The organism is Microbacterium sp. Leaf351 (assembly GCF_001423825.1).
Taxonomy (GTDB): domain Bacteria; phylum Actinomycetota; class Actinomycetes; order Actinomycetales; family Microbacteriaceae; genus Microbacterium; species Microbacterium ginsengisoli.
On the sequence record NZ_LMPK01000023.1, the window covers coordinates 60,815 to 65,166 of the forward strand.

The 4,352-nt window shown below is 73.1% G+C and carries 4 protein-coding genes; 3 read left to right on the forward strand and 1 reads right to left on the reverse strand.

Annotated elements, in window-relative coordinates; translation table 11 throughout:
• The 3 genes from ASG00_RS17735 to ASG00_RS08000 form a co-directional block, all read left to right on the forward strand.
• The coding region (locus ASG00_RS17735; RefSeq protein WP_235559440.1) for a DUF4916 domain-containing protein at positions 1-226 on the forward strand (226 nt) is incomplete at its 5' end.
• A 21-nt stretch (positions 227-247) separates the two neighbouring features.
• On the forward strand, positions 248-2,158 hold the full coding sequence (locus tag ASG00_RS07995) for a M3 family metallopeptidase (RefSeq protein WP_056208308.1): 1,911 nt from the start codon (positions 248-250) through the stop codon (positions 2,156-2,158).
• Positions 2,155-3,204 (forward strand): FUSC family protein, encoded by a 1,050-nt coding sequence (locus ASG00_RS08000; RefSeq protein ID WP_235557375.1) that lies wholly within the window; start codon positions 2,155-2,157, stop codon positions 3,202-3,204. The genes ASG00_RS07995 and ASG00_RS08000 overlap by 4 nt, the downstream gene beginning before the upstream one ends.
• A gap of 84 nt (positions 3,205-3,288) precedes the next feature.
• On the opposite strand, the gene ASG00_RS08005 is transcribed toward ASG00_RS08000, so the two are convergent.
• Complete coding sequence (locus ASG00_RS08005) at positions 3,289-4,350, reverse strand: threonine aldolase family protein (RefSeq protein WP_082483152.1); 1,062 nt, start codon at positions 4,348-4,350, stop codon at positions 3,289-3,291.
• Positions 4,351-4,352: the final 2 nt, after the last annotated feature.

Genomic DNA, 4,352 nt, shown 5'->3' on the forward strand with positions numbered 1-4,352 from the left:
CTTCCCGATCCCCGGTGTCAGCCCCTTCTACGACGAGCGTCAGCACGCCGTGTCGCTCGCGTTCGTCGTGCCGGTGACGGGCACGTGCGAGCCGCGCCAGGATGCTCTCGAGGTCACCTGGATGACGCCGGAGGAGGCGGCATCCGACACGCTCTCGGCCGAGATGGAGGGCGGCCGCGGCACGCTCATCCGTCTGGCGCTCGCGAGCGTCGGCGCACTGCGCTGAGGCGCCCCCTAGGCTCGAAGGGTGAGAGAGCCGCTGCAGTTCCCTGAGGCCGCCGACGCGTGGCTCCCGTTCGTGACCGCCTTCGCCGCCGACCGCACCGCGGTCGTCTCCGACGTCGACTGGCGCCTCGTGCAGGATGCCTCGCTCGCACCGATCGAGCGGCTGGAGCTGTGGAACGAGGCGGACATCGCGCTCGGCGAGCTGCTCGGCGCCGCCTACCTGATCAGCGAGTCGCACCCGGACGCGGCCGTGCGCGAGGCCGCCGAGTCGGCCGCGCAGGAGGCCGAGGCGCTCGCCGCCGCCCGCCTGCTGAACCCCGACCTGTGGGCGGTGTTCGCCGCCGCGGATGCCGCGGCCCTCGACCCGCTCGAGCAGCGCCTGCTGTCCCACATCCGCCGCGACTTCCGCCGCGGCGGCGTCGACCTCGACGCCGAGACCCGCGAGCGGGTGCGCTCCCTCGTCGAACGTGACACCGCGCTGAGCCTGGCGTTCTCCCGCAACATCCGTGACGGCCGTCGTGAGATCCGCGTGCCCGCCGAGGGGCTCGCGGGTCTCCCGCAGGACTTCATCGACGCGCATCCGGTCGACGAGGACGGCCTCGTGACCCTCACGACCGAGTACACCGACCTCATGCCGGTGCGCGAGTACGCGCGGGTGCGCGAGACCCGCCTCGCCCTCGTCGCCGCCTACAACGACCTCGCCTGGCCCGACAACGAGTCGGTGCTCGCCGAGCTGCTCGAGGTGCGCGCCGAGCGCGCCCGCCTGCTCGGCTACGCCGACTGGGCCGAGTACGAGACCGAGACCCGCATGATCGGCTCGGGCGCCGCGATCCCGGCATTCCTCGAGCGCCTCGACATCGCGAGCGACCTCGCTTCGTCCGCCGAGTACGACCGCGTGCTCGCGCGCCTGCGGCAGGACGCCCCCGACGTCGACGAGGTCACGATCGCCGACTTCTGGTACGTGCTGGGCGCGATCAAGCGTGAGGAGTACGACGTCGACGCACAGCTGGTGCGCTCCTACTTCCCGTTCGAGCGGGTGCGCGACGGCATCCTCGACGTCACCGGGCGCCTGCTCGACATCGAGTACGTGCCGGTCGCGGCGCCCACGTGGCATCCGGATGTCGCGTCCTACGACGTCGTGCGCGGCGGCACGGCGCTCGGGCGCATCCACCTCGACCTGCACCCGCGCCCCGGCAAGTACAGCCACGCCGCCTGCTTCCCGCTCGTGCCGGGCATCGCGGGGCGGCAGCTGCCCGAGGCGGTGCTGCTGTGCAACTTCTCGCGCGGGCTGCTCGAACACGACGAGGTCGTCACGTTCTTCCATGAGTTCGGCCACCTGGTGCACGACATCCTCGCGGGCGGGCAGCGCTGGGCGCGGTTCACGGGCATCCAGACCGAGTGGGACTTCGTCGAGGCGCCGAGCCAGCTGCTCGAGGAGTGGGCGTGGGATGCGGGCGTGCTCGGGTCGTTCGCGGCGAACGCGGCCGGCGAGCCCATTCCCGCCGATCTCGTCGCCCGCATGCGCACCGCCGACGCGTTCGGCCGCGCGCTCGAGGTGCGCCGCCAGCTCGGTCACGCGACGGTCTCGTACCGACTGCACGTCGACCGGCCGGGCGACCTGCAGGGCGCGACCGAGCGGCTCTACGCCTCGACGAGCCCGGTGCAGCCGCTGCGCGGTGTGCATCCCTATGCCGGGTTCGGCCACCTCACGGGGTACGGCGCCTGCTACTACACGTATCAGTGGAGCCTCGTCATCGCCCGCGATCTGCTGTCGGCGTTCGACGGCGATCTGATGAACCCGGATGCCGCGGCCCGCTACCGCACCGAGGTGCTCGAGCGCGGCGGCACCCGCGACGCGCGCGAGCTCGTCGAGGCGTTCCTCGGCCGGCCGTTCGCGTTCGACGCCTATCGGGCGTGGCTCGCGGGCGAATGACGGGCACACCGCGCCCCGACGCCCCGACCGGGGTCATGCGCGCTGTGCTGCGCGTCGGGCCGAGCGGTGGCGCACACCGCGTGGCGCTCCGGGTCGCGGTCAGCCTCGCCGCCCCGCTCGTCGTGCTGTGGGCGCTCGGACGCCTCGACCTCAGCATCTACGCCACCTTCGGCACGTTCGCCTCGCTCTACGGCCGCTTCGACCGCTACGGCGACCGGCTGCGCATGCAGCTGGCGGCGGGCATCCAGATCATCGTGACGATGACGATCGGCACCGCACTGTCGGCCGCGGGCGTCGACGACGTCGTGCGCGTGATCGTGGTCGCGGTCTTGGCTGCGCTCGTGACGGTGCTGGCCCACCGCGCCCGCTGGCATCCGCCGGGCGCCCTGTTCACGGTGTTCGCGGGCGGCGCGGCGGCCAGCATCCCCGCGACGTTCGCGACTCTCGCCGAGCCTGCGATCATCGGTGGCGCGGCCGTCGCCTGGACGCTGCTCGTGACCGGTGCCCTCGCGGCGTGGGGCACGCTGCGGCGCGGCGCCGCCCCGCGCTCCGCACGGCCCGCGCCGCCGTCCTACCGGTCCGCCTGGGAGCTCGGCGCCACGGCCGGCATCGGCACCCTGCTCGCCGGCCTCACGGGTCTCGCCCTCCTCGGCACCCACTGGTACTGGGCGATGGTCGCGGCGGTGGCCGCCCTCGGTGGCGCGCACCTGAACGCGCGGGTCGCCCGCGGCATCCAGCGACTCGTCGGCACCCTCATCGGCGTCGTGCTCGCCGCAGGACTGCTCGCATTGCACCTGCCACCGCTCGCCACGATCGCCGTCGCCGTCGTCTGCCAGGTCGGGGCCGAGCTGTTCGTCGGCCGCAACTACGGCATCACGATGGTGTTCGTCACCCCGCTCGCGCTGTCGATGGTCGAGCTGGCCGCCCCGACCTCGCCGCAGGAGCTGCTCGTCGACCGGGTGCTCGACACGCTCATCGGCGTGGTGATCGGCACGATCGTGGCCGTCGTGTGGGCGCAGCTGCGCTCGCGCCGGCCGGCGGGCTGAGGGTCTGTCCGCCCCGTGCGCTGACTGCGCCTGCGCAGGCGCGCGCTCACCGTGACCCCGCGGATGGCGCCCGGGCCCTGGGGTCTAGGCTGCCGACGTCTCCCGCGCGATCGCCGCGACGAACGCGTCGATGTCGTGCTCGCTGGTGTCGAAGGAGCACATCCAGCGCACCTCGCGGCGCGACGCATCCCAGTCGTAGAAACGGAACGACGTGCGCAGCCGGTCGGCGACGCCCTCGGGAAGCACCGCGAACAGGCCGTTGGCCTGCGTCGGCTGCGTGAACGAGACGCCCGAGATGGACCCGTCGGCAAGCCCCGCCTCGACCCCGGCGCGCAGGCGCTCGGCCATCGCGTTCGCGTGGCGGGCGTTGCGCTGCCACAGGTCGCCGTCGTAGAGGGCCAGCAGCTGCGCCGAGACGAAGCGCATCTTCGAGGCGAGCTGCATGTTGAGCTTGCGGAGGTACGGCAGACCCTCGGATGCCGCGGCATCCAGCACCACCACGGCCTCCGCCGCGAGCGCCCCGTTCTTGGTGCCGCCGAGGCTCAGCACGTCGACGCCGACGTCGCGGGTGAACGCGGCGAGCGGCAGGTCGAGGGCGGCGGCCGCGTTGGAGATGCGTGCGCCGTCGAGGTGCAGGCGCATGCCGTGGCCGTGCGTGTGGTCGGCGAGCGCCCGGATCTCGTCGGGCGTGTAGAGCGTGCCGAGTTCGGTCGACTGGGTGATCGAGACGACGAGCGGCTGCGCGCGGTGCTCGTCGCCCCAGCCCCAGGCCTCGCGGTCCACCAGCTCGGGGGTGAGCTTGCCGTCGTCGGTGGGCACGGAGAGGATCTTGATGCCGGCGACCTTCTCGGGCGCCCCGCCCTCGTCGACGTTGATGTGCGCTGTCGACGCCGCGATCACCGCGCCCCACCGCGGCAGCATCGACTGCAGGCCGGTCACGTTCGCGCCGGTGCCGTTGAACACCGGGAACGCCGCGGCATCCGCCCCGAAGTGCCCCCGCACGACGTGCTGGAGGCGCTCGGTGTAGGCGTCCTCGCCGTAGGAGATCTGATGCCCGCCGTTTGCCGCGGCGAGGGCGGCGAGCACCTCGGGGTGCACACCGGAGTAGTTGTCGGAGGCGAATCCGCGCACGGCGGCGTCATGCAGGG

What these genes read in the sequence shown, in the direction of transcription:
- ASG00_RS08000 (WP_235557375.1), top strand. Translation starts at nt 2,155, where the DNA reads ATGACGGGCACACCGCGCCCCGACGCCCCGACCGGGGTCATGCGCGCT.